This is a genomic window from Mesorhizobium sp. LSJC280B00 (assembly GCF_000502835.1).
Taxonomy (GTDB): Bacteria; Pseudomonadota; Alphaproteobacteria; order Rhizobiales; family Rhizobiaceae; genus Mesorhizobium.
Genome location: NZ_AYVL01000006.1, coordinates 89,939 through 115,966, shown reverse-complemented (window position 1 = coordinate 115,966; position 26,028 = coordinate 89,939). Strand labels below are relative to the sequence as shown.

General features: G+C 63.8%; 27 protein-coding genes. 9 read left to right on the top strand and 18 right to left on the bottom strand.

Translation table 11 applies throughout. The features are described 5' to 3' along the window. From X773_RS50905 to X773_RS50895, 3 genes are all read right to left on the bottom strand, one after another. Entirely contained in the window at positions 1–867 is an 867-nt protein-coding gene (locus tag X773_RS50905; RefSeq protein ID WP_023676090.1) for a carbohydrate ABC transporter permease, read from the bottom strand. Between the two features lie 2 nt (positions 868–869). Further along, on the bottom strand, positions 870–1,766 hold the full coding sequence (locus tag X773_RS50900; protein WP_023676089.1) for a sugar ABC transporter permease: 897 nt from the start codon (positions 1,764–1,766) through the stop codon (positions 870–872). Between the two features lie 142 nt (positions 1,767–1,908). Further along, positions 1,909–3,225 carry a sugar ABC transporter substrate-binding protein gene (locus tag X773_RS50895; protein WP_023676088.1) on the bottom strand — a complete coding sequence of 439 codons (1,317 nt, stop codon included), beginning with the start codon at positions 3,223–3,225 and terminating at the stop codon, positions 1,909–1,911. Between the two features lie 159 nt (positions 3,226–3,384). On the opposite strand from X773_RS50895, the gene X773_RS50890 reads away from it, so the two are divergent. Together X773_RS50890 and X773_RS50885 are read left to right on the top strand one after the other, a co-directional pair. Then, on the top strand, positions 3,385–4,173 hold the full coding sequence (locus tag X773_RS50890; protein ID WP_023676087.1) for an IclR family transcriptional regulator: 789 nt from the start codon (positions 3,385–3,387) through the stop codon (positions 4,171–4,173). Positions 4,174–4,240: 67 nt separating this feature from the next. Beyond that, entirely contained in the window at positions 4,241–5,077 is an 837-nt protein-coding gene (locus X773_RS50885; protein WP_023676086.1) for an amidohydrolase, read from the top strand. A gap of 65 nt (positions 5,078–5,142) precedes the next feature. Here X773_RS50885 and X773_RS50880 read toward each other — a convergent pair whose 3' ends face one another. The 8 genes from X773_RS50880 to X773_RS50845 are packed head-to-tail and all read right to left on the bottom strand — an operon-like array spanning position 5,143 to position 12,678. Then, entirely contained in the window at positions 5,143–6,108 is a 966-nt protein-coding gene (locus X773_RS50880) for an ABC transporter permease (RefSeq protein WP_023676085.1), read from the bottom strand. Positions 6,109–6,113: 5 nt separating this feature from the next. Continuing rightward, complete coding sequence (locus X773_RS50875; protein WP_023676084.1) at positions 6,114–7,064, bottom strand: ABC transporter permease; 951 nt, start codon at positions 7,062–7,064, stop codon at positions 6,114–6,116. After that, entirely contained in the window at positions 7,061–7,804 is a 744-nt protein-coding gene (locus tag X773_RS50870; protein WP_023676083.1) for an ATP-binding cassette domain-containing protein, read from the bottom strand. The genes X773_RS50875 and X773_RS50870 overlap by 4 nt, the downstream gene beginning before the upstream one ends. Continuing rightward, positions 7,797–8,534, bottom strand: a complete 738-nt coding sequence (locus X773_RS50865; RefSeq protein WP_023676082.1) for an ATP-binding cassette domain-containing protein — start codon at positions 8,532–8,534, stop codon at positions 7,797–7,799. The genes X773_RS50870 and X773_RS50865 overlap by 8 nt, the downstream gene beginning before the upstream one ends. 57 nt (positions 8,535–8,591) lie before the next feature. Next, positions 8,592–9,779 (bottom strand): ABC transporter substrate-binding protein, encoded by a 1,188-nt coding sequence (locus tag X773_RS50860; protein ID WP_023676081.1) that lies wholly within the window; start codon positions 9,777–9,779, stop codon positions 8,592–8,594. A 20-nt stretch (positions 9,780–9,799) separates the two neighbouring features. Beyond that, a complete protein-coding gene (locus tag X773_RS50855) occupies positions 9,800–10,942 on the bottom strand; it encodes an ABC transporter substrate-binding protein (protein ID WP_198023551.1) in 1,143 nt (380 codons plus the stop codon). A gap of 20 nt (positions 10,943–10,962) precedes the next feature. Further along, entirely contained in the window at positions 10,963–12,123 is a 1,161-nt protein-coding gene (locus X773_RS50850; protein ID WP_023676079.1) for a CaiB/BaiF CoA-transferase family protein, read from the bottom strand. A 3-nt stretch (positions 12,124–12,126) separates the two neighbouring features. Next, on the bottom strand, positions 12,127–12,678 hold the full coding sequence (locus tag X773_RS50845) for a MaoC family dehydratase (RefSeq protein ID WP_023676078.1): 552 nt from the start codon (positions 12,676–12,678) through the stop codon (positions 12,127–12,129). 189 nt (positions 12,679–12,867) lie between these two features. Between X773_RS50845 and X773_RS50840 the strand changes: the two genes are divergently transcribed. Continuing rightward, positions 12,868–13,965 (top strand): lactonase family protein, encoded by a 1,098-nt coding sequence (locus X773_RS50840; protein WP_023676077.1) that lies wholly within the window; start codon positions 12,868–12,870, stop codon positions 13,963–13,965. Between the two features lie 7 nt (positions 13,966–13,972). Here the strand turns inward: X773_RS50840 and X773_RS50835 are convergent, their stop codons facing one another. Then, positions 13,973–14,686, bottom strand: a complete 714-nt coding sequence (locus X773_RS50835; RefSeq protein ID WP_023676076.1) for a GntR family transcriptional regulator — start codon at positions 14,684–14,686, stop codon at positions 13,973–13,975. A gap of 258 nt (positions 14,687–14,944) precedes the next feature. Between X773_RS50835 and X773_RS50830 the strand changes: the two genes are divergently transcribed. The 6 genes from X773_RS50830 to X773_RS50805 all read left to right on the top strand — a co-directional run bounded on the left by X773_RS50830 (position 14,945) and on the right by X773_RS50805 (position 20,882). Next, complete coding sequence (locus X773_RS50830) at positions 14,945–16,033, top strand: ABC transporter ATP-binding protein (protein ID WP_023676075.1); 1,089 nt, start codon at positions 14,945–14,947, stop codon at positions 16,031–16,033. A 36-nt stretch (positions 16,034–16,069) separates the two neighbouring features. Continuing rightward, on the top strand, positions 16,070–17,359 hold the full coding sequence (locus tag X773_RS50825; RefSeq protein WP_023676074.1) for a PotD/PotF family extracellular solute-binding protein: 1,290 nt from the start codon (positions 16,070–16,072) through the stop codon (positions 17,357–17,359). Positions 17,360–17,562: 203 nt separating this feature from the next. Further along, positions 17,563–18,474, top strand: a complete 912-nt coding sequence (locus tag X773_RS50820; protein WP_023676073.1) for an ABC transporter permease — start codon at positions 17,563–17,565, stop codon at positions 18,472–18,474. Positions 18,475–18,478: 4 nt separating this feature from the next. After that, entirely contained in the window at positions 18,479–19,297 is an 819-nt protein-coding gene (locus X773_RS50815; protein WP_023676072.1) for an ABC transporter permease, read from the top strand. A gap of 2 nt (positions 19,298–19,299) precedes the next feature. Beyond that, entirely contained in the window at positions 19,300–20,040 is a 741-nt protein-coding gene (locus X773_RS50810; protein WP_023676071.1) for an aspartate/glutamate racemase family protein, read from the top strand. A gap of 5 nt (positions 20,041–20,045) precedes the next feature. Next, positions 20,046–20,882, top strand: coding sequence for a GNAT family N-acetyltransferase (locus tag X773_RS50805; protein ID WP_023676070.1), 837 nt, complete (start codon positions 20,046–20,048; stop codon positions 20,880–20,882). A gap of 51 nt (positions 20,883–20,933) precedes the next feature. Here X773_RS50805 and X773_RS74385 read toward each other — a convergent pair whose 3' ends face one another. From X773_RS74385 to X773_RS50775, 6 genes are all read right to left on the bottom strand, one after another. Beyond that, positions 20,934–21,080, bottom strand: a complete 147-nt coding sequence (locus X773_RS74385; RefSeq protein WP_023676069.1) for a hypothetical protein — start codon at positions 21,078–21,080, stop codon at positions 20,934–20,936. Positions 21,081–21,192: 112 nt separating this feature from the next. After that, positions 21,193–22,491, bottom strand: coding sequence for an FAD-binding oxidoreductase (locus X773_RS50795; RefSeq protein WP_023676068.1), 1,299 nt, complete (start codon positions 22,489–22,491; stop codon positions 21,193–21,195). Then, positions 22,488–23,465 (bottom strand): branched-chain amino acid ABC transporter permease, encoded by a 978-nt coding sequence (locus X773_RS50790; protein WP_023676067.1) that lies wholly within the window; start codon positions 23,463–23,465, stop codon positions 22,488–22,490. The genes X773_RS50795 and X773_RS50790 overlap by 4 nt, the downstream gene beginning before the upstream one ends. Continuing rightward, positions 23,462–24,370 (bottom strand): branched-chain amino acid ABC transporter permease, encoded by a 909-nt coding sequence (locus tag X773_RS50785; RefSeq protein ID WP_023676066.1) that lies wholly within the window; start codon positions 24,368–24,370, stop codon positions 23,462–23,464. The genes X773_RS50790 and X773_RS50785 overlap by 4 nt, the downstream gene beginning before the upstream one ends. Next, positions 24,367–25,116, bottom strand: coding sequence for an ABC transporter ATP-binding protein (locus X773_RS50780; RefSeq protein ID WP_023676065.1), 750 nt, complete (start codon positions 25,114–25,116; stop codon positions 24,367–24,369). The genes X773_RS50785 and X773_RS50780 overlap by 4 nt, the downstream gene beginning before the upstream one ends. Beyond that, a complete protein-coding gene (locus tag X773_RS50775) occupies positions 25,113–25,910 on the bottom strand; it encodes an ABC transporter ATP-binding protein (RefSeq protein WP_023676064.1) in 798 nt (265 codons plus the stop codon). The genes X773_RS50780 and X773_RS50775 overlap by 4 nt, the downstream gene beginning before the upstream one ends. Positions 25,911–26,028 lie beyond the last annotated feature (118 nt).

Genomic DNA, 26,028 nt, shown 5'->3' with positions numbered 1-26,028 from the left:
TCAGCCTTTCACCGCGCCGGAAGTGAGGCCGCCGACGAGGTGTTTCTGGACGATGAAGGTAAGCGTGAGCGCCGGTATGACCATGACCACGGCGAGCGCGCACATGCCGCGCCAGTCGATGGTGAATTCGGCCGTATAGTCGAGCAGGCCGACCGGCAGGGTCTTGGAGTTGATCGAGCGCGTCAGCTGCGAGGCGAGCGCGAACTCGTTCCAGGAGGTGAGGAAGGCAAAGATGCCGGCCGAGGCGATGCCGGGCCCGGCGAGTGGAAACTCGACCTGCCAGAAGGCCTGCCAGCGCGTGCAGCCGTCGATCTGCGCGGCTTCGGCGAGATCTTTCGGCACCTGGCGGAAAAAGCCGTCGATCAGCCAGACGGTGAACGGCACGTTGAGCGCGACATAGACCAGGATCAGCCCGAAATGCGTGTCGATGATGCCGAGCCGCGCAAAGACAAAGAACAGCGGCAGCGACAGCGCGATGCCGGGCACCGTGCGCGTCAGCATCAGGCCGAGGAACATCGCCGACTTGGCGCGAAAGCGGTAGCGCGCAAAGGCGTAGCCGCCGGCCATGCCGATGACGATGGCGATCACCGTCGAGGTCACCGAGATGATCAGCGAATTGCGGAAGTAATCGAGCACCGGAATGCCGCCCTGGCCGACGCCGCTGAACATGGCGACGTAGGCGTCGAGCGAGAGTTGCTGCGGGATCCACACCGGCGGCTTGGCCATGATTTCGACGGTCGGCCGCAGCGAAGACAGCACGATCCAGATGCCGGGCAGGCAGATGACCAGCATGGCCAGGAACAGTCCGATGCCGTGAACGATTCCGAGCGCTTTGTTGCCGACGCGATGCAGGCTGTTCTGGTCCATCCTCACCACTCCGCCGCGATCTGCGTGCGCGCTGCGGCGAGCTTGCGGTAGAAATAGACGGTGAACAGGATCGACAGCAGGATCGAGAAATAGGCCATGGCATTGGCCATTCCCATCCTGGCGTCGCTGTAGGCGGTGCGGGCGACCAGCGTCCAGACCAGTTCGGTGCGGCCGGCGGGGCCGCCGTCGGTCATGATCTTTACGATGTCATAGGCGCGCGCGACGTCGAGTGAGCGGATGGTCATGGCGATAAAGGCAAACGGCATGATGAACGGCCAGGTGACATAGCGGAATGTCTGCCACGGCGTGCAGCCGTCGACGCGGGCCGCCTCGACCGGTTCGCGCGGCATCGCCAGCAGCCCGGCCAGGATCAGGATCGCGAACACCGAGGTCGACGACCAGATCTCGGCGATCAGGATGGCGATGAAGGCGAGATTGCCGTCGATCAGCCACGGGATGGCGCGATCGGTCAGGCCGAGCCCCTGCAGGGCATTGTTCACCAGGCCGATATTGTCATTGAACATGAATTTGAACTGGAAGCCGACGAGGATCGGCGAAAACATCATCGGAAACATCATGATGGTGCGCAGGATCCGCTGGCCGCGCGATGCCTTCTCCACCAGCAGGGCCAGCCCGAGCCCGATCAGCATTTCCAGGTTGAGCGCCACCGTCAGCAGCACCACGGTGCGGGCAAAGGCGACCCAGAAAGCGCGGCTGGTCAGGATGGTGACGTAGTTGCGCGCGCCGATGAAGACCCAGAACGTCTCCGGCCTGGTCAGCCGGAACGGCGTGAAGCTGGAATAGAGCGAAAGCAGCAGCGGCACCACCACCACCGCCGCCAGAACGATCACCGCCGGCAGCAGGAGCAGCAATGGCGGCGAAGGTCTCCAGCCTTTCATGGCGATCCGGTTCTGGTTGGTGCCCGGACACCGAAGGCCGCCATCGGCGAGCTGGGATCAAGACAAAGCGTGTTGCGCATGGTTCGTAAAAAGTTCGGGGACGCCGCTCTTCGATGAGCGCGGCGCCCCCTTGGGAGAATGGTCAAAGCTTGCCGGCGTCCTCGAGGATTTGCGTGGCCTTGGCGGCAGCGTCGTCCAGCGCCTGCTTGGAGGTCTTGTCGCCAAGGATGGCGGCCTGCAATTCGGGATAGACGGCGTTGGAGATTTCGATCCATTCAGGTGTCTGCGGCACGGCAAAAGCGTGCTTTGCCTCTTCCTGGAAAGCCGCCAGCACTTCCTTCTTGTAAGGATCGTTGGCCGCCTGCTGGATGTCCCAGTCCCACACCGCCGTGCGGGTCGGCAGTGGGCCGCTTGTCGCCTCGAGCTTCTGGCTGTCCTCATTGGTCAGGAACCAGACCAGCGACGCCGCGGCTTCCTTGCTGGCGCAGTTTTCGGTGACCGAAAATCCGTGGTGCCCCGACCAGCCGGTGCGAATGCCTGCCGATCCCTTCGGCGCCACCTTCACGCCGACATTGCCGGCGACCTTCGACGACTTCGGATCGTTGAAGAAGCCTGCCCAGCCCGGCCAGTCGAGGTTGATGGCGACGGTGCCCGAGGCAAAGCCCTGGCCGAGATCGTCCCACAGATAGTTGGTGGTGCCGGCCGGCACCGCCTTGGCCTTGTAGAGATTGACGAACCAGTCGAGCGCGTGCACGCCGGCTTCCGAGTTGAAGGCCGGCTTGCCATCCTTGTCGAGGTATTCGCCGCCGTCGGCGATGAGCATCTCGTAAAAGCGGCCGTTGATCGCCTCTTCCTTGCCGGCGAACTGGGTACCGTAGAAATCGGGCGGGCTGGCGAAGAATTCCGCCTGCTGGGCGACCTCGTCCCAGGTGTCGGGCGGTGTCAGTTCCTTGCCGTACTTGGCCTTGTAGGCGGCCTTCTTGGCTTCGTCCTGGTAGAGGCTCTTCTGGTAGTAGAGCGCCGAGACGTCGAACTGCGCGCGCGGCAGCATCACCAGCTTGTCGTCGAGCGTCGAGGCCTTGATCGTCGACGGCACGAAGGCGTCGATCTCCTCCTTCGGCAGCAGCTTGTTGAGGTCGGTGTAGATATCAGGATATTGCGGCGCGAAGGACGAATGGTTCGACCCAACGCACCAGTTGATGCTGCCGGAGGCGATGTCCGACTTGATTTCCTTGTCGAGCTCGAAGTGGTTTTTCTTCGAGATCACGTTGACCTTGGCGCCGGTCAGTTTTTCCCATTCGCCGATGCGTGCGTACAGCCCTTCATATTGCTGGCCGCCGATCAGCTTGGCGTCGATGGTGACGCCGTCGAATTTGCCGGGCAGGTCGGCAGCAAGGGCACTCGCACCCAGTGCGAGCAGCGTTACGCCGGCCGACAGGCCGCAAAACAGTTTCGTCATTGGTATCCTCCCAAGAGTCTGCGTCGATCCATAGCGAGGGCGGATCGGCAGCTTCATTCATATACAAACAAAACATTTATAGGATCGTCAAGCCGAAAGTTCTTCCGGAAGCAATGCCGTTATGCGTATATGAAAGGTGAAATTCACTGGAGAAGCCCAATGGCAGAGGACGAGGAAGATGACCGCTATCGAGCCCCGGCGTTGGACAAGGGGCTCGACATTCTCGAGCTGCTGGCCGGCGTCGACGGCGGCCTGACGCAGGCGGAAATCGCCAAGAAGCTCGACCGCAGCCCGAACGAGTTCTACCGCATGCTGGACCGGCTGGTGCGGCGCGGCTATGTCACGCGGCCGGATGGCGACCGTTATTCGCTGACGCTCAAGCTGTTTGGCCTGGCGCAGCTGCACGCGCCGGTGCGCCGGCTGGTTTCCTATGCGACGCCGCTGATGCGCGAACTGGCCGAAACCACACAGCAGGCAAATCAGCTCGTCGTCTTCGACCGCGGTTCCGCGGTGGTGATCGCACAGCAGGAGGCGCCGGATTACTGGGGCATCTCCATCCGCGTCGGCTCGCATATCAGCCTGTTCGACACCGGCTCCGGCCATGTGTTGCTGGCGTTCCGCCCGCCGGACGAGCGCCAGATGATGATCTCAGAACATCTGCGCAGCACCGACAAGCCACCGCAATCGCCGGAATTCTTCGCCCGCCTCGACCAGATCCGGGAACGCGGCTACGAGATGATGGCGTCGATGCAGACGGCAGGCGTGTTCAACCTGTCGACACCCGTTCTCGGCTCGGACGGCAAGGCGATCGCCGCACTGTCGATCCCCTACATAACCCTGGTCAACGCACCCAAGGCGCCCGACATCACCAGGACGATAGAGCTGCTGCTGGCAGCGACCGAAAAGCTGTCGCAACTGGCGGGGTCGACCGTCAAGCAATCGCGATGAATTCTTATTTGAATGAAGATTTTCTCCGTGAGATGATCTCGAAGTCGCCAAGGAGGAGCGCGCCACCATGATCTTCGACACCCATCTGCACCTGATCGACCAGTCCGCGCTACGCTATCCCTGGCTGGCCGGCGTGCCGGCACTCAACCGCGATTTCTCCTACGACGAATATGCACTCCAGGCGCGCCGGGCTGGCATCGAGGGCGCGTTGCACATGGAAGTCGATGTCGATCCAGCCGACATCGAGGCCGAAACCGGCCATGTCAAAGCGCTCTCGCAGCAAAAGGGCAGTTTGCTGAGGGGAGCGATTGCCTCCTGCCGTCCGGAAGAGCCAGGCTTTGCCGCCTATCTCGAGCGCCAGCGCGCCGATCCTTTCGTCAAGGGCTTTCGCCGCGTGCTGCACGTCATGCCGGACGAGCTTTCGGAGGGCGCGCTGTTTCGTGAAAACATCAAGCGGCTAGGCGGCAGCGGCCTGACCTTCGACCTTGTCGTTCTGCCGCACCAGATCCCCAAGGCGACGGCACTCGCCGACCTGGCGCCGGACATGCAGTTCGTGCTCGACCATTGCGGCGTGCCGGACATCAAGGGGGGTGCCGAGCACCCTTGGCGCGAGCACATGGCGGAAATCGCGCGGCGCCCGAACGTCGTCGGCAAAATTTCCGGTGTGGTCGCATATGCGGATGCCGGATCCTGGACTGTCGAAACGCTGCTTCCCTATGTCGAGCACACCATCGAATGCTTCGGCTGGGACCGCGTCGTCTGGGGCAGCGACTGGCCGGTCTGCACGCTCGGCGGCGGGCTTGCGACCTGGATTGCGGCAACGCACGCGCTGCTTGCCGGCACCAGCGCCGATGAACGGCAACAACTGCTGTCCGGCAACGCCAAGCGGCTGTGGAGTTTGTAGAGCATTTTGCAGCCAAGTGGAATCCCTTGGCGTCGCACAAATGCGGCTCAAACGAATAGGTGGCCTCAGATCGTCGCCGACACGTGCCGCTCGCGACCGTAGAGCGAAACCAGGAGCACGATGACCAGGCCAAGTGCCGCCTGCACGGTCGAGGGCCGGAAGCCGAGCCCGATCAGCAGCGTGTTGATTTCCGTCAGCACCAGGACGCCGGCAATGGTGCCGAAATAGCTGCCGCGGCCGCCGACAAGGGCGGCGCCGCCGACCACCACGGCTGCGATCGTCTGGAACAGATAGGGCTGGCCGACATCGCCATAGGCCGAACCGGTGAAGCCGAGCAGCAGCACGCCGGCCGCGGCGGCGAAGAAGGCGCTCGCGGCATAGGTCACGGTCCACATGCGGACCGGATCGATCAGCGCCAGCGGCGCAGCACCTGGATTGCTGCCGAGGGCATAGAGGCGGCGGCCGTAGGGCGTGCGCGCCAGCACCAGCGCCACCAGCAAGGTCAGCACCGCGACGCATGGCACCAGCCCCGGCACCGGCAGCGGTCCGACCGAACCGCCGATCGAAACGAAGGCGGAAACCGCTGCAGGCGCCGATCCGGACGGAAAGCCACCGGTCCACAACAGGACGGCACCTTGCACGATCATGCCGGTGCCGAGCGTGACGATCAGCGGGTGGATGTCGAGCCCGCGCGAGATCAGGCCGTTCAGCGCCCCGATCAGTATGGCGAGCGCGACGACGGCCGCGCAGACAAAAACAAAATTCCAGCCGTCGCCGTAGAGCTGTGCGGCAACGACATTGGCAAAGCCGATGATGAAGGGGATCGACAGATCGATACCGCCGAGAATGACGACGAGGGTCTGGCCGATCGATGCCACCGCCAGCAGCGAGGCGATCACCAGCAGCGCCCGGATGGCGAAGGGCTGGGAGTAGCCCGGGATGAGCAAGGTGCCAAGGACATGCAAGGCGACAGCGACGGCAAAGGCACCGGCGACGCGGGCATTGGTGGATTGGAACCAGTTCCGGCTCATGCTTCTCAGCCTTTCCGCCCTGATAGCCGCTCCTGCAGCGCCGTCATGATCACGGCCACAACCAGGATCGCGCCATAGGCGATCTGCAGCACATAGGTGGAGACGTTGAAGGCGGTCAGCACGCTCTGCAGCAGGAAGATGTCGACAGCGCCGATCGCGGCCCCGGCGAGCCCGCCGCGCCCGCCGGCAAGGCTGACGCCGCCGAGCGCCACCGCGGCAATCGCGATCAGCGTGTAGCTTGGCCCGATATTAGGGTCGGCCGAACCGATCAGCGCGGTCAGCATCAGGCCGGCACAGGCGGCAAGTATGCCGGTCATGACATAGGCGATGAAACGGACTTTGGTGACTGGAACGCCGGCCGTGTAGGCGGCGCGATCGTCGCTGCCCACCGCCATCAGCTGGTCGTAATAAGGCGTCTGCCGCACCAGCCACCAGAACAGGAAGATCAGCGCCAGCGGCAGCGCCGACCAGGGTCCGGCCATTGCCTTCAGCCAGCCCGGCGCCGGCCCGATCGGCGCCGGCAGGATGGTCAGCGTCATGCCGGTGAGGATCAGATAGGTGCCGAGCGTTGCGACGATCGGCTGGATGCGGACGATGGTCGCCAGAAAGCCGTTGGCGGCGCCGACGATCGCGCCGATCAGAAGCGCCGCCGGCACGATGAACAGCGGCGAAGACATGCCAAGCCTGAGAAACAGCACCTGGATCACCATCGCATTGACGAAGCCCATCAGCGGCCCGACGGAAATGTCGATGCCGCCGCGCCCGGCGAGGATCACCGGAGCCGAGGCGACCGCTGCGCCGATCAGCGGCGCGGCGAGCCCGATCAGCGCGCCCCAGGCGGCAGGATGGAAGCGCGCCGGATTGAGCAGCAGATTGACCGCGATCAGGATGGCCAGCAGCACTGCCGCAAAGCCAGCGCCGCGCCATCGCGCCGCCATGCGCCGCAACCCGCTCATGCGGCGCGTCCGAACATGGCGGCGATCACCGTATCGCTTTTCATCGCGTCTCCGGTGATTTCGGCCGCGACCTGCTGTTCGCGAAATACCAGCACGCGATGGCAAAGCAGCAGGATCTCCTCGATCTCGCTCGACAGGATGACCAGAGCCATGCCGTCCGCCGCCAGTCCACGAAACACATCGTAGAGGACATGGCGCGTCGCCACGTCGACACCGCGCGTCGGATCATTGAGGAGCAGGATCGCCGGTTCCAGCGCCAATGCGCGGGCCAGCAGCACCTTCTGCTGGTTGCCGCCGGAAAGCGTGGTGATCGGGGCGTCCGGCCGTGGCGCGATGATCGACAGTCTGTCCCGGTAGCTCTCATAGCGCTGCCGCCGCGCGGCGAAGCTGAGCAGGCCGAAACGCATATCGCGCGACAGCGTCGAGACGGCAAAATTGTCGAGCACCGATTGGGTCGGAAAAATGCCGGTGGTGCGCCGGTCGCGCGGCAAATAGGCGATGCCGCCGGCGACCGCCTTGCGGAAATTGGTGATCGCGCGCGCTCCGGTTGGCGCCTCGACGGTCACCTCGCCGCCGGCCGGGCGTTCCAGGCCGGCCAGCACTTTCAGGAACCGCTCCTGTCCGTGGCCGTCGAGGCCGGCAAGGCCGACGATCTCGCCCGGCGCAATGGTTTGCGTCATGGGGCTTGCGCCCGGCGCGATCACCAGGCCACGCACCGAAAGGCTGGCGCGATCAGCCATGCGCCAGCTCCGCCGCCGTGCGTGGCGCCATCGCTCTGAGAAGTTCGGATGCGGTGGACGTGCCGCGTTCCTCAGTCGTCACCACGCTGCCGCCGCGCAGCACGGAAATCCGGTCCGAAAGCGACATCACCTCGTCCATGCGATGGGTGATGAACAGGATCAGGCAGCCTTCGGAGGCAAGCTTGCGCATCATGGCAAAGACCGCCTCGCGATCGGCAAAGTCGAGCGCCGCTGTAACCTCGTCAAGGATGAGAATGCGCGGGCTGCGCACCACGGCGCGGGCGAGCACTACCAATTGCTGAACCGCAAGCGGCACTTGCCCGGCCAACTGGTCGAGCGGGATCTCGGTCACCGCGAAGCGCTTCAGCACCGCTTGCGCGCGTTGCCGCCGCTCGGCGCGCGGCACGGTGCGCGTCAGCAGGCCGTCGAGGCCGAGCAGGATGTTGTCCGTCACCGAACGGTCAGGCGCGATCAGCACTTCCTGGAACACGGTGGCCAACCCGGCGGTCTGGAACGCCGCCGGCGAGAGGCCGGTAAAGGGCGCTCCGTCGAGCAGGATCGCGCCGCTGTCCTGCTGCACGATCCCCGACAGCAGCTTGACCAGGGTGCTCTTGCCCGAACCGTTCTCGCCCAGGATGGTGTGGATCGTGCCGGCGCGGAATGCGATGGAGGCATTGGCCAGCGCAATCGTTTCGCCGTAGCGTTTCGAGATGGCCTGGACTTCCAGCATGAGCAATCCTGATGTAGAAAGCCGGCACCGCTGGTGCGGAGCCGGCCCTCATAAATGCTACTTGGCGCAGGCGTCCGGCACCTTCGAATAGTCCCAGCCCTTGGTCGGTGCCGGATTGGCGAAATAGGCATCGAGCCATTCCTCCGGCATCGGATCCTTCGGCGGGACCGGGAAGATCGAGACGGCGTCCGGCGTCATGCAGTCCTTGTACCAGGCGCCGAGGTCGGCATTGTGCACCGGCGGAATCGGGATCAGCAGCGTGTTGAGCTTGGGCTTCTGCCCATCCAGCATGCGCGCCCCGACACGAAACAGCGTCTCGGCCGTCCAGTGCGGCAGAACCGCATGGCCTTCGAAGCGGTATTTGTCGGGATTGGCCTTCCAGTAGCCGAGCGCATCGCCGGTGATCGAGCCGGTGATCAGCGGGGCAGGGCGGCCGGCCTCGGCAAAGGCCTCGGCGACGACGCGGCTTTCGCTGCCCGTCGTCCACACTGCATCGATCGGCGCCGGATTGGTGGCGATTGCCTGCAGCACCGCCGTCTTGGTAACGTTGGCCGTCCAATTGCCGTTGACGCTGCGCGAGACCTTGAGCTTTGAATTTTCGGCCAGCGCCTTGTCGGCACCCTGGCGCTCCTGCACGACGATCGGGTGACCGGCAATGCCTTCGACCAGAAGCACGCTGCCGCCGTCCGGCATTGCTTTGCCGATCGCCGTCATCATGTCATAGCCCCAGCGCGCATAGTTGGAATCGACATTGATCGCATTCGGGCTGGTCACCGACCCAGCTGCCGTGATGAAGGGGATGCCGGCTTTGGCTGCGGCATCGATGGCATCGTCCAGCGCCGTCGCCGAGCCGGGGATCGAGGTGATGATCGAGCATTTCTTGTCGATGAAGGCGCGGATCTGGTTGATCTGCTGACTGGCGTCGTTGTTGGAATCCGACACCTCGAAGCTCGCCACGGTGCCGTCGGCGATCAGGCCGTCGACCAGCCGCTTCAACTCCTTGGTGACGGTGACGCGCCACGGATTGCCCTGGTAGGACTCGGAGTGGCACCATTTCCATGGCTTTGGCGGCGGCGTGAAATTATCCCAGGCCGACGGCAGCACCTTTTGCGGCGCGCCGTCATATTGCGCCTTCAGTTCGGTCGGCAATCCAGCAATCACGCCCGAAACGTCTTGAGCGCAGGCTATGGTCGTGACCGATGCAAGTGCGGTTGCGGCCATAAGGCCGCGGATCAGGCTGTTCATGTTCTCCTCCGTTCGGTTGTTCAGGCTCCTCCGCCGGCAACGCCGGACACCTGCGTCGAAAGGCTCTCCCGAAACAGGCGATTGAGATCGGCAACGACGCGAGCGGCATTGTGCCTTTCGCTCAGGCCGAGATTGATGCGATCGGACGCCGCCTGCTGGAACGCCATGTAGCCGTCGTGCCGCGGCCTGACCCAGGCACCTTCGAGCGTGGCCCGCGTGTCCTTGTAGAAATTGCCGGCGGCGGCGTTGACGGCGGCATCCGCCCAGGCTGCCGCATGGCCGGGCTGGCCGCCGGCCGAGGCGTAAGGGCCGCGCTGCACGTCACCGCTGGCGATCCAGTAGGCGAAGTCGATTGCTTCCTGTCCGGCCTTCGAGAAGGCCGACACGGCGATGCCGGTGCCGCCGAGCGCCGAGCCTTTGGGGCCGGCATTGCCAGCGGCCGGAATATCCGCGAAAGCCAGGCGGTTGGGTCGAAACCCGGCGATGGCATAGGAGACATAGCCATAGATCAGCGGCGCGCAGGCGATCCGCGAGCCGGATCCGGCCATTTGCTCCAGAACCGCGATCGGATCCATGCCAAGACAGGCCGGGTCGACGAGGGCTGCGATCTCGCGCATCATCTCGAAGACCTGCTTGCCCGCTGCCGGATCCACATGGTCGCCAGGGCCTTCACCGGCGGGTCGGCCGAGATTGCCGGCAAGCGTGTAGAACACCATCAGCGAATGCGGCGGCCTGAGCGGCAACAGCACGTGGCCTTGCCGGGCCAGATCGAGGGCATCGGCCCAGCTCGCCGGCGCAGCCGAAAGCATGTCGGGCCGCCATGCCTGCACCTGGCTGGCCGCGTCGATCGGAAACGCCCACTGCCGGCCTTGCCAGTTGTAGCTCGGAAAGGACCGGCCGACGCTGCCCGCCGCAAGTGCTGCACGCTCGCCTTCCCGGCCGGCGACATCGAGCGGCGTCAGGCAGTTCTCGGCGGTGATCTGGCCGACATGCGGATGGTCGACGACGATCAGGTCGTAGGCACGGGCCAGTTCCTCGACCGGGAAGGATTCGAAATCCTGCAGCGAGCGCTTGTCCCATTCAACGGCGATGCCAGTTTGTTGCTTCCACAGTCTCGAACAGGCGACCATCGGGTCATAGCCGCGCGGATGGCTCCAGGTCATGCCTTTGAGCGTGACGTCGCTCACAGCCCGAACTCCGCGCGGATTTTTGCGCTGTGCTCGCCGATGCGTGGCGCGGCCCGCTCGACCTTCGCGCGGATGCCGTCTACCCTGAGCGGCGAGCGCGTGGTGAGGATCGAAACGTCATCCTCGCGCGTCACCGTCTGCAGCATGTCGAGGACCTGGAAGCCTTCGCTGGCCATCATCTCCGGCCAGGTCAAAACCTTGGCGCACCAGATGTCGGCAGGCTCGAGAATGGCAAGCCATTCGTCGACCGTCTTCGTTGCGATCTTTTGCGCGATGATCGCCTTGATCTCGTCGCGGGCGGTGAACCAGGTCGACGGCTGGTCGCGATAGGGCGCAAGCTCCTCGAGCCCGAGGAGATCGGCGAGTTTCGAGATCGGCGTCATGGCGATCGCCAGATAGCCGTCCTTGGCCGGATAGACGCCGTAGGGCGCCGAGAGATAGGCGTGCGCGCTGCGGAAGCTCGACCGCCGCGGCAGCCGGCGCCCGTCATTGAGGTGCGTGGTCAGCACCTCGAACTGGAAGTCGACCAGCGCTTCGAGCAGGCTGGTCTCGACATGGCTGCCCTTGCCGGTCACGCCGCGCCGCACCAGTGCGGCGAGGATGCCTTGCGCGGCGGCGGAACCCGCCAGCATGTCGGCGATCGCCAGGCCGAAGGGCACCGGCCCTTGGTCCTCGTCGCCGTTCAGCCACATCACGCCGGAGCGGGCCTGCGCCAGCAGATCCTGCCCGGGCCGCTTGACCCACGGGCCTTCGTCGCCATAGCCGCTGATCGAGGCATAGACCAGGTGCGGATTGATCTTGCGCACCGCCTCGTAATCGAAGCCCAGGCGTTCGATGACGCCGGGCCTGAAATTCTGGATCAGCACGTCGGCCTTGGCCAGCAGGCCGCGCAGCGCCGCAAGGTCGGCCTCGTCCTTCAAGTCGATGGAAAGGCTTTCCTTGGCGCGGTTGATCGCATGGAAAATGGTGGAATCGCCGCCGATCTCGGTGTCGCTGAGATAAAGCCGGCGCGACAGGTCGCCGCCATCCGGCCGTTCGATCTTGATGACGCGAGCGCCGAGGTCGAGCAGTCTGAGCGAGCAGTAGGGCCCGGACAAGAACTGGCTCATATCGACAACGATGAGCCCGGTCAGCGGCAGTTCGGCAATGGCAGCCATTGCCTATTTCTCCGTCTTGCCGGCGAAATCGGCCGGATTGCGGTACTTCACCGTCTGCAGGTGCTCGCAATAAAGCACGAGCTCGCCTTCACCCTTGAAGACTTCATAGCTGGCGCGGATCAGCCCCATTTCCTTGTATTTTGGCTTCTTGTCGAGGTTGGAGCGGATCGAATAGATCGTGTCGCCTATGAACACCGGCTTGATGAAGCGCAATTTGTCGTAGCCATACGAAAAGGCGTTGATGCAATTGGTGGCGACGAGACCGAGCCCGGCTGAGAACACGAAGGCCCCTGCCACCAGCCGCTTGCCGAAAATGCCTTGCGTCTCGGCGAACATCTGGTCCTGCACGTATGGATGGATGTCGAGCACCAGCGTGTTGAAGAGATGGCTGTCGCCCTCGGCAATGGTCCGGCGCAGCGAGCGGATCTTCTGGCCGACCGGCCAGTCTTCGTAGAACCAGTTCTCCGCGTTCCAGACGGGAAGGTCGGCGTGATTCCTAGGCATGTTGGCGGGGTGTGTCGATGCCACGCCCACGGTTGGCGCGAAACCGCTCATGACGACTTCCTCTGGGAGCGGGAATCGTCCATCAGGGCGCGCCGCAGACCAGCGAAATGCATGATCGATCCTCCCGTCAATCTTCTTTTGTGAATAGTATTTTCACATATGGGGTTGTGTTGCAAGCGTGAACAGGCGAAATTTTGCCTGCTCCGTCGGGGCCAATGCCGGCGGACAAGGGAGGAAGTGATGCAGAATGCCTGTCTGGTTTTCGTCGGCAGCCTCAATCGCGACGCCCCGTATTTTCAGGGCGCGCGCGGCATCGGGCTGGGTGTCTACAGTTTCGACGAAGGGACGCTGCGGACGAAGAAACTGGCCGAGACGGGAGACATCGACAATCCCACCTTCCTGTCGGTGACGCCGGACGGCTCCCACATCTATGCCAACTCAGAAGTGTTCACCTGGCGCGAAGGGGTGGTCTCGGCCTACCGTTTCGACAGGCAGACCGCCACGCCGTCCTACATCAACAAGCAGCCGACGCTGGGCAGCATCACGGCGCACAACGCCATCACGCGCGACCGGACGAAGCTGCTGGTCGCCAATTACGGCATGGGCGAGGGCGGCCCCGATCGCTCGGTCGTGGTCTATGGGTTGGGTGAGAATGGCGGCCTGACAGCGCCGTTGTCGAGCGTTGCCCATAGCGGGACCGGACCAGATCCTGCCCGCCAGGAGCGGCCGCATGCCCATAGCGTAACCGAGACGGTTGCCGGCGGCATGGCGATCGTCGCTGACCTCGGCATCGACCGGCTGGTGTCCTATCGCATCGGCTCAGACGGCAGCCTGACGAAGCTCGCCGAGTCGGCGCTTGCGCCAGGCGCGGGTCCGCGCCATCTCGCACTGCATCCGGGCGGTCGCTTCGTGTTCGTCATGAACGAGCTGGATTCGACGGTTGTCTCGCTGGCGCTGGACGAAGCATCAGGCAAGCTTCCGGTGATCGACAGCAAGCCGGCCGTGCCGCCCGAGGCGCGCGACGGCAATCACTGCGCCGACATCCAGATCTCGCCTGACGGCCGCTTTCTCTACGGCTCCAACCGCGGCCATGACAGCATCGTGGTGTTTTCGATCGACCAGCAAACCGGCAGGCTTGCCCTTGTCGGCTATACGCCTTGCGGCGGCGCCACGCCGCGCAATCTGGCACTGACGCCCTCGGGCGGCCATCTGTTCTCGGCCAACCAGAATGCCGACCGCATCTCGATTTTCGCCCGTGATGTCGCAACCGGCCGGCTGACCGACGCCGGCCGATCCATCGATATTGGCACGCCGATGTGTGTGAGGATCGTGCGTTGACGCGATCTCAGAACTCGAGCGCCTGCCTGAGTGCCGGGCCGCTCCTGACGCGCAGATCGAGGTCGGCCTCGATATGGTCGATGTGGTGCAGCATCAGCGCGCTGGCGCGTTCGGCATTGCCATTTTCCAGCGCCTCGAGGATCTGCGTGTGTTCGTTGTGGCCGCAGCTCGAGATGCCCGAGCGGCCATAGAGTGCGATCACCAGCGATGAACGAGCGACCAATTCCTCCATGAAGCGCTGCAGGATGACGTTTCCCGCGACCGACGCCAGAAGCAGGTGAAAATCCCCCGACGCCTTGATCTCCGATCGCCTTGCGTTCGGTCCGCGTTCGGCGATGAAACGGCCTTCTTCGTCGAGCTGGGCCTTGAACGCGGCGACATGCGCCGGCGTCATCCGTCCGGCGGCGGCAATCGCGATGCCTGGTTCGATGAGCCGGCGCGAAGCAAAAACCTGCCGCGCTTCCTCCGGCGACGGATTGGCGACGAAGGCGCCGCGATTGCGCTCGGTGCGCACCAATCCCTCGAAGGAAAGCATCTGCAGTGCCGCACGCGCCACGGTGCGGCTGACATCGAACAGCGTGCCGACTTCGCCTTCGGAAAGCTTTGTTCCCGGCGCCAGCCGGCGATCGACGATCGCGTCGCGCAACTGGTCGCGGATCGCCTGCGCGCGATCCTCGTTGGCGGCCTCGATAGCAGGGAAGGTCTGGTCGGCAATGTTCATGGCAGTGGTCCTGCGTTCTTCTACCCTGAATCGCATCGCTTGGACGAGAGACAAAGTGAATACAGAGATGAAAAAGATTGCATACGATCTTTGCGAAGATCGGCGGCAATCGCCTATAATTTGTGCATTGCACAAGGGCGACGTATCGGCAGCTAAATAGAGGCGGCCCTGATTTCTTCGAGGATTCAGTCGGTTGGTGCGGCGGCGCGCAACTGGCACGCATGATGCTTTGGCTAATCCGACCAAAGGGGAAGCTGGATGTCCAAAGCCGCCGAAATCGACATTGTGTCCGTTTCGAAAGTCTATGGCGCGACGACTGCCGTCGAAGGCATCAGCCTGAAAATCCCTGCGGGAACCTATTGCTGCCTGCTCGGTCCGTCCGGCTGTGGCAAGACCTCGACGCTGCGCATGATCGCCGGGCACGAGAGCATATCGAGTGGCGACGTGCGTCTCGGCAACACAGTGGTCACCGACCTGCCGCCGGCCAGGCGCGGCACTGCCATGATGTTCCAGTCCTACGCACTGTTTCCGCATCTCGACCTGATCGACAATGTCGCCTTCAGCCTGAAGATGAAAGGCGTCGGCAAGGAGGAACGCCGCGTCAAGGCACTCGACATGCTGAAGCTGATGCAGATGGAGGCCTATGCCAGCCGCCGCCCGGCGCAGCTTTCCGGCGGGCAGCAGCAGCGCGTTGCTCTTGCGCGCGCATTGATCACCGATCCCGAGGCGCTGTTGCTCGACGAACCGCTTTCGGCGCTCGATCCTTTCCTGAAGATCCGCATGCGAGCCGAACTGAAGAAGCTGCAGACGTCGCTCGGCATCACTTTCGTCCACGTCACCCACAGCCAGGAAGAGGCGATGGCGCTGGCCGACCTGATCGTGGTGATGAACGACGGCCGTATCGAGCAGGCGGCGCACCCTCGCACGGTGTTCGAGCGGCCGGCCACGGCCTTCGTCGCTCGTTTCATGGGCGACCACAATGTCATCTCCGGGCGCGTCGCCGGCAGTCGCGACGGCATGGTCGTTTTCGATGTGCCCGGCGGCGTCACGCTCGCGGCCAGCGGGCAGGGCAGGGAGACCGGGGAACCCATCGACATCGCCATTCGCACCGACCACGTGCGCATCGGCGAGCCGCCGGCAGCCGGGCTCGGCTTCACCGGCATTATTGCAAACGTCGAGTACCGCGGTTCGACCGTGAAGCTCTCGGTCAATGGCGCCGGCATCGAGGAGTTCACGGTGATCGTCGACGACACCAGCTTCTTCGCCAGCCCGGTTGCCGTCGGCGACGCAGTGCCGATCGCCTGGGACGCCGAGGACGCGATCGTCCTTGGTCGTCTCGATTCCTGAAATCCAGCATAACCAATCGAAACAGGGGAACTGAACATGACCAACACCACCGACAAGAAGACTGGAATATCGCGACGTTCGCTGCTCAAGACAGGTGCCGCCGCCGTCGGTTTCGCCGCCGGTTCCGGCGCCATATCTGGCTTTCCGACCATCTGGGCGCAATCGAACATCACGCTGCGCCAGTTCGGCACCGGCGTATCCAACCTCAATGCCATCGCCGACAAGTGCAAGGCCGATCTCGGCATCACGCTGGAGATGACAGCAACCGATTCCGACGCCGCCGCACAGCGCGCCGTGACGCAGCCCGACAGCTACGACATCGCCGACATCGAATACTGGATCTGCAAGAAGGTGTTCCCGACAGGCGTCCTGCAGCCGATGGATGTCACCAAGCTGAAATATTACGACGAGCTGGTGCCGCTGTTCAAAACCGGCAAGCTGGCGCCGGACAGCGTTATCGCCCAGGGCACCGCGCCGCACACGGTCGGTTACGTCGAGGCGCAGGACAGCAAGGTCTTCGCCAAGGCGCCGACCAACTGGTTCACCATGGTGCCGACGATCTACAATGCCGATACGCTCGGCATCCGCCCCGACCTCGTCGGCCGCGATATCACCACCTGGGCCGACATCATGGATCCGGCCTTCAAGGGCAAGACCGCCATCCTCAACATCCCGTCGATCGGCATCATGGATGCGGCGATGATCATGGAAGCCACCGGCAACATCAAATACGCCGACAAGGGCAACATGACCAAGGAGGAGATCGACAAGACGATCGACTTCCTGATCAAGGCCAAGCAAGCCGGCCAGTTCCGCGCCTTCTGGAAATCCTTCGACGAGAGCGTCAACCTGATGGCTTCAGGCGAAGTGGTGATCCAGTCAATGTGGTCGCCGGCCGTGGCCGCAGTCCGCTCCAAGGGCATCGCGTGCCGGTTCCAGCCGCTCAAGGAAGGCTACCGGTCCTGGGGTGGCGGGCTTGGCCTGGCAGCCCATCTCTCCGGCGCCGAACTCGATGCCGCCTATGAATACATCAACTGGTACACGTCCGGCTGGGTTGGCGGCTATCTCAACCGCCAGGGCTATTACTCGGCCAACATGGTGTCGGCCAAGAAGTTCATGTCCGAGGACGAGTGGGGCTACTGGATCGAAGGCAAGCCGGCAAAGGGCGATATCCTGTCGCCGGACGGCAAGGTCATGGAAAAGGCTGGCGCCGTGCGTGACGGCGGCTCTTTCGAAGAGCGCATGGGCAAGGTCGCCTGCTGGAACTCGGTCATGGACGAAGACCGCTACATGGTGAAGCGCTGGAACGAGTTCATCGCTGCGTAGGTACAACGTCTTCCCCTTCTCCCCTTGTGGGAGAAGGTGGATTGGCGCGCAGCGCCAAGACGGTTGAGGGGTGCCGGCCGGAGCGCTGTTGGTGCCAAGCTGGAACACCCCTCATCCGACCGAGCTTCGCTCGGCCACCTTCTCCCACAAGGGGGAGAAGGAAAGGCGGCTTCGCCGCATCGCTGACTTATACCGAGATGTTCATGACAGCCGCGCTCGAACGCCCCGCCACCGCCGCCGCCAAACCCGCCAGACGCCGCCGGCTCTCGATCGGCGCCCTCGTCCCCTATCTCCAGGCAACACCACTTGCCCTGATCCTCGGCGCGTTCCTCCTGCTGCCAATTCTGATGATCGCCGTGGTCTCATTCTGGGATTACGATTTCGCAGCGATGTATCCGGATTTCCTGACCACCAATTATTCCGACACGCTCGGCTCCTGGGTCACCTGGAAAACCTACCTGAATACGCTGAAATACGCCGCCATCGTCTGGGCGCTGACGCTGTTCATCGGTTTCTGGGTCGCCTATTTCCTTGCCTTCCATATCAGGACCACGGCCATGCAGATGGTGCTGTTCCTTGTCTGCACGGTGCCGTTCCTGACCTCCAACATCATCCGCATGATCTCGTGGATTCCGGTGCTTGGCCGCAATGGCCTGGTCAACTCGACGCTGGTGCAAATGGGGCTGATCCCGAAGCCGATCGAATGGCTGCTCTATTCCGAATTCGCCGTGGTGCTGGCCATGGTGCATCTCTATACGCTGTTCATGGTGACGCCGATCTTCAATACGCTGATGCGCATCGACAAGTCGTTGATAGAAGCCGCGCGCGACGCCGGCGCTTCCGGCTGGCAGGTTCTGTGGAACGTCGTCATTCCGCTCGCCAAGCCCGGCATGGCGATCGGCACCATTTTCGTCGTCACCCTGGTGATGGCCGACTTCTCGACGGTGCAGGTGATGTCCGGCGGGCAGAGCGCCTCCGTCGCGCTGATGATGAAGAACCAGATGTCGCTGCTGCAATATCCGGCAGCCGCCGCCAACGCCGTCGTGCTCTTGGTGCTGGTGCTGCTGATGGTCGCGGGCATCCTGCGCATCGTCGACATCCGCAAGGAGCTGTGAGGCGATGAGCCAGGACAAGCGCACCCTCGAATTCTATGTGTTGGCGGCGTTCTTCGGTCTTTTCGTGTTGTTCCTCTACGGCCCGCTTTCGGCGATCCTGATCCTCTCTTTCCAGGGCGAGAACGGCGGTCTGACATTTCCGCTGAACGGCGTGTCGCTGCACTGGTTCGCCAATTTGTTCGAGCGCCAGGCGGTCGGCGACTTCGGCGGCAGCTTCAAACGCTCGCTCGTCCTTGGCCTGATGGTGATGGTCGTCACTGTCGCCGTGTCGCTGCTCGCCGGCCTGGCCTTCCGGCAGAAATTTCGCTGCGCAACCGCACTGTTCTATCTGGCCGTCGCCAGCCTGGTCGTGCCGTCGATCATCATCAGTCTCGGCATCGGCGTCGTCTTCCAGCAGATCGGCTTCCGCCCCGCCTGGTACACCTCCGCTTTCGGCGCCCATCTGACCTGGACCTTGCCTTTCGGCGTGCTGATTATGTTTGCTGTCTTCAACCGGTTCTCGCCAGCCTATGAGGAAGCCGCGCGCGATCTCGGAGCGTCGTCGTGGCAGACCTTTGCCCATGTCGTGCTGCCGATGATCGCGCCCAGCCTGATCGGCGTCGGCCTGTTCGGTTTTACTCTGTCATATGACGAGTTCGCCCGCACGCTGATGACCTCGGGCACGTTCAACACGTTGCCGCTCGAAATATACGGCATGACGACGAATGTCACGACGCCGGTGCTCTATGCGCTGGGCACCGTGACGACCGTGTTTTCCTTCCTGGTGATCCTGCTGACGCTCGGCGCAATCGTCTATGTCGGCCGCCGCCGCGAGCGTGCCTGACAGTGCAGATCCTCGTCGTCAATCCAAACACCACCGCCAGCATGACCGATACTATCGCGGTCGCCGCCCGATCGGTCGCTGCTCAATCGACGAAGATCGTTGCCGTCACCTCGTCGATGGGACCTGTATCGATCGAAGGCTATTACGATGAAGCACTTGCCGTGCCCGGCCTGCTGGTCGAGATCGCCGCCGGCGAACGCTCGGGCGCGCAAGCCGCGATCATTGCCTGTTTCGACGACACCGGCCTCGATGCCGCGCGCGCCATGGCCAACATTCCGGTCATCGGCATTTGCGAGGCATCGCTCAGCACGGCCTCGTTCATCGCCCAGCGCTTCACCGTCGTCACCACCACCGGACGTTCGCGCGTGCCGGTCGAAGGGTTGGTGCAGCGCTATGGCATGGCAGGGCGCGCGCGTGTGCGCGCCGCCGACATCCCGGTTCTTGCCCTCGAAGATCCGGCGTCCGACGCACTGCTCAGGCTGCGCAACGAGATTGCGCGCGCCATCGACGAGGATCGCGCCGAGGCGATCGTGCTCGGCTGTGCCGGCATGGCCGATCTGGCGGCGGCGCTGCAGCGGGAATTCGGGCTTCCGGTCATCGACGGCGTGGGCGCTGCCGTGAAACAGGCCGAGGCATTGATCGCCCTTGGCCTGACGACATCCAAGCGCGGCGCCTATGCAAGCCCGTTGGCAAAGTCCTATCATGGCGCGTTGAAATCCTTCGCGCCTGGCGCCGCCGAGTGATCGCAATGCCCCGAACGATCCGAACGCTCGCACGTGAAGAAGTGCAAACCTTTGTCGATTGGGCGGCGGCGGAAGGCTGGAATCCCGGCCTTAACGATGCCGCGCTGTTTCAGGCAGCCGACCCGCAGGGCTTCATCGGCGCCTTTATCGATGGCGAGATGGCGGCCGGCATTTCGGCCGTCGCCTATGGCGACGGTTTCGGCTTCATCGGCCTCTACATCTGCCGGCCGGACAGGCGTGGCCAAGGCCATGGCAAGGTCGTTTGGGATGCCGGCACGGCGCGGCTCGGCAAGCGCACGATCGGCCTCGACGGTGTCGTCGAACAGCAGGCCAACTACCGCAGCATGGGTTTTGCACCGGCCTACCGGACGATCCGGTTCATGGGGTCACCGAATGTCCCGGCAGCCGTCGGCAACGACATTCGCGCCATAGGGCCGGAACTCGTGCCGGACATACTGGACTATGACCGCTGCTTCTTTCCCGGCCCGAGGCGATCCTTCCTGGAACACTGGCTGCGCCCGCCGCATATGGCGCTTGCCATCCTCAAGCACGGCGCCATTGCGGGATACGGCGTCGCGCGCCAATGCCGGGACGGCTGCAAGATCGGCCCGCTCTTTGCCGACAGCCTGGACGCGGCAAGCCATCTCTTCGCCGCGCTCGCGCACATGTCCGGTCCCGGAAACGTCCATCTCGACGTTCCCGAAACCAGCCGGCAATTTGCAGACTTGCTGTCGTCCGCAGGCCTTCAACCGGGCTTCGAGACGGCTCGGATGTACAAGGGAAAGGCGCCGCAGCTCAAGCAGTCCGGAGTTTTTGCGATAACGACGTTGGAGTTGGGGTGAGGCGGTACAAGCCGACTTCCAGTGCAAAGCCGGGCAACAGGACTACGCGGTCTATCTTTCCTGAACTGAAATGCCGGAATCGTCGATGCGAAGTTCCACGCCTTTCGGCCTAGTCTCCTCGCGATAAACGTAAATCCCCAACGCAATAACGGCGACGGCCAAAGCGCCGATGATGAGATAAAGATAGTTCTGCTTCATCCGCTGTCGTTAACAACATGATTTGAGCGAGTCTAGCGGTTCGGTATCAGGACGGCGGACGGACACGCGCCGTCGATCAGCCTTGGTATCCTACGCGCGCAGCGAGGGCGAGCTAGCCTACCCCATCCAGCCGGTCGCGCAGCATGCTCCAGGGGAGCAGCATGTTTGGCGCATGCCGCATCAGACTGTGGAGCGGGATCGGCGACGGCGGTCCAAACGGCAGCGGCAAATCCTGAGGCTTTGTTCCGCTCGCCCAGTCGGCAAGCACCTTGCCCATGGCAGTCGTCATGGCGATGCCGCGCCCATTGCAGGCAAAGCCCGCAATCAGGCCGGGGCCGAGATCGACGAGGTGCGGCAGGAAGTCGGGCTCGACGGCAGCCATCCCCGACCAGCTGTATTCAAGCGGCGGGATGTCCGGGAGATCGAGATGCTTCGCCAGCCGCCGCCAGATCGCCCGCGGCACCCGCGTGTCGGCACCGGGGCCAAAAACATGCATGCCGCCGGTGATCAGCCTGTTTTCGCCGTCGAAGCGGAAGGTGAAGAGATTGCGTCTTGTGTCGCCGACGCCTTGCCCGCCAGGAAGCAGGCGAGTGCGTATTTCGCGCGGCAGCGGCGCTGTCGCGATCTGGAAGATTTTCAGCGGGAAATAGGTTCGCTGCAACGTGCGATCCAGCGCTCCGCCATAGGCGTTGGTGGCGACCAGCACCTTTCCTGCGCGTACCGAACCGGAGGCCGTCTTCAAAGCCCAACCATCGCCTATGTGATCGATCGACGCGACACGCGTATGCTCGAAGATGCGCGCTCCGGCCTTTTCCGCCGCGTCGGCCAATCCGCGCGCATATTCGACCGGATTGAGGACGCCACCCGATCTGTCGATCCAGCCGCCGAGATAACCGCGAACGCCGGTCAGCTCTTCGACCGCCTGTCTATCCAGCGCAACGGCCGGCCTTCCGCGTGGTGCCCATTGTTCGGCGCGCGATCTGGTCTTTTGCAAAGCGGCCGGTGAATGGGCTGGTTGTATCCAGCCGCTCTGGACGGCATCGCATTCGATGGCATGCCGCCTGATCAGGTCGAAGACGAGGTCGGCGCTGCCGGCGGCGAAATCGACAAGGCGTTCGCCGCGTTCGGGCCCGAGCTGGGCAATGATATCGTCGGGGTCTCTTTTCGCGAAATTCGGCACGACGAAGCCGGCATTCCTGCCGGTTGCCCCCCAGGCGATGATTTCCGCCTCGAGGACGGCAACCGAGATGCCTTTCTCGGCACTGTGCAGCGCGGTGGAAAGGCCTGAAAACCCGCCGCCGACAATTGCCAGATCGACATCGAGTGCGCCTTCGAGGGCGGGCCGGTGGCGGCGACTGCGGCTGACGGCATGCCAAAGGGAAACGCCGTGCGGCCGGGTCACAGCGTTCATGAGCCGCTCTCGCTCGGGGCCACGCGTGCACGCTTGCCGAACCTTGGGCGCCGCGGCCTGTCGCCAAACAGGCCGTTCGGCCTGACCAGAAGGATGACGCACAGCATCACGCCGATGGCGACGATCTGCAGCGAAGCGGCGCGGGCCTGTTGTTCGGGCGAGAACAACATACTGGTCAAGGCTCCCGATCCGGCCCATATCGCCCAGACCAGGATGCTGCCGATGACGGCGCCGATGTTGCTGCCCGAGCCACCGACGATCAGCATCACCCAGACCTGGAAAGTCAGCGCCGGCAAATAATTGTCCGGGGCGATGAAGCCGGTGAAATGCGCCTGCAGCGCACCGGCAAGCGCCATGATGGCGCCACCGACGGCAAAGGCCTGAACGCGGTAGAACCGTGCGCTTTTGCCTAGGGATATGGCGGCCCGCTCATCCTCGCGAAGCGCCTTCAACACGCGCCCCCACGGGCTGCGCGACAGATGCTCCAGCGCGAGATAGACGATCAGCGTCACCACCGAGACGATCGCAAGGTTCGAAAGGTTGAACAGCAAAGGCGTTTCGGCAAGACCGCCGAACGGACGCGGAATGAAGCCGATGCCGAACGGCCCGCCGGTCAGCTTCTGGGCGTTGAGCGCTACCAGTTGCACGACGACGGCGACGCCGAAAGTAGTGATCGCCAGATAGTCCGATCTCAGACGTAGCGTGGCAATGCCGGTGATGGCGGCGGCGACGCCGCCCAACAGCATGGCGCCAAGCCAGCCGATAAGGATCGGCAGGTCGAAGCCGCCCAGGCGCGCGGCATCGTCGGGCGTGGTCAGCAGCGCCGAGGTGTAGGCGCCGATGGCAACGAAGCCGGCGACCCCGACATTGAAAAGCCCGGTCAGCCCCCATTGCAGATTGAGCCCGAGCGTGATGAGCGAAAAGATCAGCGCGGTGGTCAGGAAGAAGGCGCCGTAGCCGAGCAGATCCATCAGCGTTCCCTCACTCCGAAAAGGCCGATGGGCCGCACGAACAGCACCGCCATCAGGATGATGAACGAGACGGCTGCCCGCCATTCGGCGCCGATCAATTGCACGGCAGCCGCTTCGGCCATGCCGATGATCAGGCCGCCGAGAACGGCGCCGGGCACGCTGCCGATGCCGCCGAGGATGGCGGCCGCGAACATCGGCAGCAGCATCTCGAAACCCATGAACGGGCGGATCTGGATGAGAATGCCGATCATGACGCCGGCGACGCAGGCCAGCGCGCCGCCGATGATCCAGGTGACGCGCACCACCCTGGCGACGTCGATGCCGACGATGCGGGCAAGTGCCGCGTTCTGGCTCAATGCCTGCATCGAGCGGCCGGTCTGGGTCCGCGTCATCAGGAGATGCACGCCGAGCACCAGCACGGCGGTCAGCAGCAGCAGCGCGATCTGGTCCGGGGTGATGCGGATGCCGAAACCTATCGGCATGGCGATCTGGATCGCCCGGCTGAAATAGGTCGGACGCGAGGTGAAGATGAATTCGAGCAGGCTTCTCAGCGCCATCGAGGCGCCGAAGCTCGCCATCACCACGATGATCGCCTGGCCCTTGGCCCGCAGCCGCGCGAACAGCACCATGTCGAGCGCCAGCGCCAGCAGGCCGGTGGCCGCCATGCCGATGATGAGCGCGACGATCAGCGGCCAACCGAAGGAGAGGGGCGCGATCGGCGCGATCTTGCCGAAAATCGCGCCAATGGCGCCAACCACGGCGAGCGTCGCATAGGCGCCCCAGGCCATGAAGTCGCCATGGGCGAAGTTCGAGAAGCGCAGGATCGAATAGGTGAGTGTCACGCCGATGGCGCCGAGGCCGATCATCGACCCTGCCAGCAGTCCGTCGACGACGAATTGCAGGTTCATGCCGCGCTTCCTTGTCCAAGGTCGAGGCGGCGCTGGCCAAGATAGAGTTCAGCGACGACCGGGTCGTTCCAGAGCTCGGAGGCGACGCCCTGGTGCCGCTCCTTGCCCTCGACCAGCACATAGGCGCGGTCTCCAATGGCAAGCGCTGCCTTGGCGTTCTGTTCGACCAGCAGAATGGTGACGCCGGACTTTCGGATGCCGGCCAGCATCTCGAGCACCATCGCCACGAATTTCGGCGACAGGCCGGCCGACGGCTCGTCGAGCACCAGCACCTTGGGATGGACGATCAACGCCCGGGCGACGGCCAGCATCTGCCGCTGTCCACCCGACAGATTGCCCGCGGCCGTTCTGCGCTGACGGGCAAGATCGGGAAAGGCCGCATACATTTCCTCGATGCGGGCTGGGACCTCGCGCGGCCTCAGGATGCCGCAGGCGACCCTGAGATTGTCCTCGACCGACATCAGCGGGAAGATGTTCTCTGTCTGTGGCACGAAGGCAAGGCCAAGGCGGACCATGATGTGAGCGGGCGACGCCGTGATATTCTTGCCGTCCAGCAGCACCGTGCCGCCGGTGATCGGGACAAGGCCGGCGATGGCCTTGATAAGGCTCGACTTGCCGGCGCCGTTGGGACCGAGAACGACGACGATCTCGCCCTGGTCGACGGTGATCGAAGCGCCGCGCACGATCGGAACGCCAGGCTCGTAGCCGGCTTCGAGATCGCGGACATCGAGTACCTTTTGGCTCATGCCGTGCCTCCGAGGTAGGCCTCGATGACGCGCGGGTCGCGCGCCACCTCCTCCGGGGTGCCTTCGCACAGAAGCTGCCCGCTCGCCATGACCAGCACGCGGTGGCAAAGCCGCGTCACCATGTCGATATTGTGCTCGATCAGCAGGAAGGTGATGCCGCGCGCATTGATGTCGCGGATGCGGTCGATAATGATCTCGAGCAGGGTTGCGTTGACCCCGGCCGCCGGCTCGTCGAGCAGGATGATCGCCGGGTCGGCCATCATCACGCGGGCCAGTTCGAGCAGCTTGCGCTGGCCGCCTGAAAGCACGCGCGCAGGTTCGCGCGCGAGGTGAGCGATCGTGACGAGCTCGAGCAGTTCGACGGCTCTTGTCTCGGCAGCCCTTTCTTCGGCAGCGACCCGCCGGGGCGTCAGGAAATTGGCGAGCAGTTTTTCTCCGGCCTGCCCTTGCGCGGCCAGCATAACGTTTTCGATCAGCGTCAGGTTAGGCAAGGGCCGGGGGATCTGGAACGTGCGGCCAAGGCCGCGGCCAATGCGGCGATGGGCAGCTTCCCCCGACACCGATACGCCGTTGAGGAGGATTTCGCCGCTGGTCGGCAGAATGCTGCCGGCGAGCAGGTCGAACATCGTGGTCTTGCCGGCGCCGTTCGGGCCGATAAGGCCAAGTATTTCGCCCGGCCGGACGTCGAACGAGACATTGTTGACCGCGACCAGGCCGCCGAAGCGTCTGAGGACGTTCCTGGCCGTGAGGACCGGCGTACGGATCTCCTCCTGCCGTTCCGTCGTGTCGCTCATCAATTCCTCTGGCCGAAAAGCGATCTTCGTCGCCTATGATTTGATTTGTGATCACGCTTGCTTTGATCACGCTATTCGGCTTTAATTTCTTCCGCAAGCCGAAAACGGCCAAGACCGG

What these genes read in the sequence shown, in the direction of transcription:
- X773_RS50815 (WP_023676072.1), top strand. Translation starts at nt 18,479, where the DNA reads ATGAGCCAGGACAAGCGCACCCTCGAATTCTATGTGTTGGCGGCGTTC.
- X773_RS50895 (WP_023676088.1), bottom strand. Translation starts at nt 3,225, where the DNA reads ATGACGAAACTGTTTTGCGGCCTGTCGGCCGGCGTAACGCTGCTCGCA.
- X773_RS50825 (WP_023676074.1), top strand. Translation starts at nt 16,070, where the DNA reads ATGACCAACACCACCGACAAGAAGACTGGAATATCGCGACGTTCGCTG.
- X773_RS50850 (WP_023676079.1), bottom strand. Translation starts at nt 12,123, where the DNA reads ATGGCTGCCATTGCCGAACTGCCGCTGACCGGGCTCATCGTTGTCGAT.
- X773_RS50780 (WP_023676065.1), bottom strand. Translation starts at nt 25,116, where the DNA reads ATGAGCCAAAAGGTACTCGATGTCCGCGATCTCGAAGCCGGCTACGAG.
- X773_RS50905 (WP_023676090.1), bottom strand. Translation starts at nt 867, where the DNA reads ATGGACCAGAACAGCCTGCATCGCGTCGGCAACAAAGCGCTCGGAATC.
- X773_RS50860 (WP_023676081.1), bottom strand. Translation starts at nt 9,779, where the DNA reads ATGAACAGCCTGATCCGCGGCCTTATGGCCGCAACCGCACTTGCATCG.
- X773_RS50845 (WP_023676078.1), bottom strand. Translation starts at nt 12,678, where the DNA reads ATGAGCGGTTTCGCGCCAACCGTGGGCGTGGCATCGACACACCCCGCC.
- X773_RS50885 (WP_023676086.1), top strand. Translation starts at nt 4,241, where the DNA reads ATGATCTTCGACACCCATCTGCACCTGATCGACCAGTCCGCGCTACGC.
- X773_RS50820 (WP_023676073.1), top strand. Translation starts at nt 17,563, where the DNA reads ATGACAGCCGCGCTCGAACGCCCCGCCACCGCCGCCGCCAAACCCGCC.
- X773_RS74385 (WP_023676069.1), bottom strand. Translation starts at nt 21,080, where the DNA reads ATGAAGCAGAACTATCTTTATCTCATCATCGGCGCTTTGGCCGTCGCC.
- X773_RS50775 (WP_023676064.1), bottom strand. Translation starts at nt 25,910, where the DNA reads ATGAGCGACACGACGGAACGGCAGGAGGAGATCCGTACGCCGGTCCTC.
- X773_RS50900 (WP_023676089.1), bottom strand. Translation starts at nt 1,766, where the DNA reads ATGAAAGGCTGGAGACCTTCGCCGCCATTGCTGCTCCTGCTGCCGGCG.
- X773_RS50785 (WP_023676066.1), bottom strand. Translation starts at nt 24,370, where the DNA reads ATGAACCTGCAATTCGTCGTCGACGGACTGCTGGCAGGGTCGATGATC.
- X773_RS50830 (WP_023676075.1), top strand. Translation starts at nt 14,945, where the DNA reads ATGTCCAAAGCCGCCGAAATCGACATTGTGTCCGTTTCGAAAGTCTAT.
- X773_RS50835 (WP_023676076.1), bottom strand. Translation starts at nt 14,686, where the DNA reads ATGAACATTGCCGACCAGACCTTCCCTGCTATCGAGGCCGCCAACGAG.
- X773_RS50875 (WP_023676084.1), bottom strand. Translation starts at nt 7,064, where the DNA reads ATGAGCGGGTTGCGGCGCATGGCGGCGCGATGGCGCGGCGCTGGCTTT.
- X773_RS50805 (WP_023676070.1), top strand. Translation starts at nt 20,046, where the DNA reads ATGCCCCGAACGATCCGAACGCTCGCACGTGAAGAAGTGCAAACCTTT.
- X773_RS50870 (WP_023676083.1), bottom strand. Translation starts at nt 7,804, where the DNA reads ATGGCTGATCGCGCCAGCCTTTCGGTGCGTGGCCTGGTGATCGCGCCG.
- X773_RS50855 (WP_198023551.1), bottom strand. Translation starts at nt 10,942, where the DNA reads ATGACCTGGAGCCATCCGCGCGGCTATGACCCGATGGTCGCCTGTTCG.
- X773_RS50890 (WP_023676087.1), top strand. Translation starts at nt 3,385, where the DNA reads ATGGCAGAGGACGAGGAAGATGACCGCTATCGAGCCCCGGCGTTGGAC.
- X773_RS50880 (WP_023676085.1), bottom strand. Translation starts at nt 6,108, where the DNA reads ATGAGCCGGAACTGGTTCCAATCCACCAATGCCCGCGTCGCCGGTGCC.
- X773_RS50865 (WP_023676082.1), bottom strand. Translation starts at nt 8,534, where the DNA reads ATGCTGGAAGTCCAGGCCATCTCGAAACGCTACGGCGAAACGATTGCG.
- X773_RS50795 (WP_023676068.1), bottom strand. Translation starts at nt 22,491, where the DNA reads ATGAACGCTGTGACCCGGCCGCACGGCGTTTCCCTTTGGCATGCCGTC.
- X773_RS50840 (WP_023676077.1), top strand. Translation starts at nt 12,868, where the DNA reads ATGCAGAATGCCTGTCTGGTTTTCGTCGGCAGCCTCAATCGCGACGCC.